The organism is Brevibacterium picturae (genome assembly GCF_030453725.1).
Classification (GTDB): Bacteria; Actinomycetota; Actinomycetes; order Actinomycetales; family Brevibacteriaceae; genus Brevibacterium; species Brevibacterium sandarakinum_A.
In genome coordinates, this window is record NZ_JAKDJU010000300.1 from 1 (window position 1) to 2,288 (window position 2,288).

General features: G+C 64.5%; 2 protein-coding genes. Both read right to left on the minus strand.

The window, feature by feature from the left end; all coding sequences use genetic code 11:
• The coding region (locus L0G76_RS15815) for an MFS transporter (protein ID WP_304358087.1) at window positions 1-1,538 on the minus strand (1,538 nt) is incomplete at its 3' end.
• A gap of 128 nt (window positions 1,539-1,666) precedes the next feature.
• Window positions 1,667-2,288, minus strand: a 622-nt coding sequence (locus tag L0G76_RS15820; RefSeq protein ID WP_369696199.1) for an MFS transporter, incomplete at its 5' end; no start/stop codon positions are given.

The window sequence follows — 2,288 nt, forward strand, 5'->3', positions numbered from 1 at the left end:
CCCGCCGATCCTGGACCCGGACGCAGCTTCTGCCGTCGGCTCTGATCCGCATCCCGCTCCCCCGCCTCGGCGGTCTCTTCCGTTTCTTCGTCAGCGTCCTCGGCCGTCAGCGGACGGGCGATGGCCTCGAGGTCGGCTCCTTCGGCCTTGACCCCGAAGATGAGTTCGGCCACTCCGCCGAGGGCCATGACGCCGGCGCCGATGCAGAAGGCCATCGCGACCAGGGACCGGTCACCGGACTCGATCATCCCGCCGAACAGCAGTGGGCCGACAATGCCGCCAGCGGCCGTGCCGATGGCGTAGAAGAACGCGATCGCCAGTGCCCTGGTCTCCATGGGGAAGATCTCACTGACCGTGAGGTAGGCTGCGCTGGCACCGGAGGAGGCGAGGAAGAAGCACACGACGAGGATGAGCAGGAAGAGCCATTCTCCTCCGATGTCGGCATTGAAGACGCCCGCGAGAACGACGGCGACGACCGCTGACCCGATGTAGCTGAAGGAGATCATCGGTTTGCGCCCGATGGTGTCGAAGAATCTGCCCAGGATCACGGGACCGGCGAAGTTGCTCAGCGACCACAGGATGATGAAGATCGGCACAGTTGTGGCGGCGACTCCGTAGAAGCCGTTGAACAGCGTCCCGAGATTGAACGTGATCCCGTTGTAGAGGAAGGCCTGACCGACGAAGAGGACGAGGCAGAGGACCGCTCGCTTCGGGTAGAGCTTGAAGGCGACTCGCATGATCTCGACGAAGGAGATCGTCTTCCGCTGCCGCACAGTGATGGTCTTGTCCGGCGCGGGCAGTGTCTGCGCGGTTTCGGCTTCGATGCCGTTCTCGATCTCGCCGACGACGCGTTCGGCCTCGTCCTGCCGGCCATGGATGAACAGCCACCGCGGACTCTCCGGGACGTTCTTGCGGACGACGAAGACGAAGATCGCCAGCAGCATGCCCACGGCGAAGGCCAGGCGCCAGCCGATCATCTTCGGCAGGATGTCGGTGTTGAGGAAGAACAGCGTCGTGGCGGCACCACCTGCGGCGCCGAGCCAGTAGGAGCCGTTGATGATGAGGTCGATCCGGCCTCTCACCCGAGCGGGAATGAGTTCATCGATCGCGGAGTTCACTGCTGCGTATTCGCCGCCGATCCCAGCACCCGTGAGGAAGCGGACGAGGAAGAAATACCACGCGGAGAATGAGAACGCCGTTGCCACCGTGGCGACGAGATAGAGGATGAGGGTGATGAGGAAGAGCTTTCGCCGCCCGAATCGGTCGGTGAGCTGGCCGAAGACGATGGCACCGACGCACGCCCCGAGCACGTAGATAGCACCCGCCATTCCGATCTGGCCAGCGGTCATATCGATGCCGCTGCCCTCTTCGGTCATCCGGGCGGCGACATTGCCGACCATCGTGACTTCGAGTCCGTCGAGGATCCAGACGCTGCCGAGGCCGACGACGACCATCCAGTGGAAGCGCGCCCACGGAAGCCGGTCCAAACGGGCAGGCACATCTGTGCTGACCGTACCGAGTTCGACATCCCTGCTCATCAGACACCTCACCGTATCTCTGCAACGCACCGACACCGTATCGCCCCGGCACCATTTTGAGGATTTTAAGCACGTCGCGAAGGGCCCGACAAGGGCTGGTGATCATTCCCGAGGGAGAGTATCCTTCCTCAGTTTCTGCTCGACTTGCGAATGAGCACCACTGCCAACAGCACGCAGAGCAGGTAGACCAGCCCGACAGCGGCCCAGCCCAGCTGGAAGCCGCCGGGTGAGCTGACGAGCACGCCCATGCCCAACGGTCCCAGGGAGAACCCGGTGAACATGCCTGCCGTGACCATTCCGCTGGCGGAGGCCATCGACGTCGAGGGGATCGACCGCATGAGCGCGCTCATCAGCACCACAGAGACACCGAGCGCCGAGGTGCCGTGCAGCGCCGCAGCGACCCACAGCATCCATACCCAGCCGGATGCTCCTGCGCCGTAGAACATCGCTGCGCCAGCCGTGGCGATCAGCGCAAGAAGCAGCAGCAGGTGTGTACCGGAAGCACCACGGGCCATCTGCCTGGCCCAACCCACTCGAGCGGCCACACCGATCGCACCGGCCACCGCCGCGGTGACGCCGCCGAGCACGAGTGAGAATCCCAGCTCACGCACGGAGAACAGCGGCATGTAGACGTTGGTCGCCTGGACCCCGATTCCGTTGAGCAGCCCGAAGGCCGCCAGGGCCCACACCATACCCGGGTGCCGCGGGGAGGAGGTGGGAACAGCATCGACCGCCTCGGTGTCGACCGCC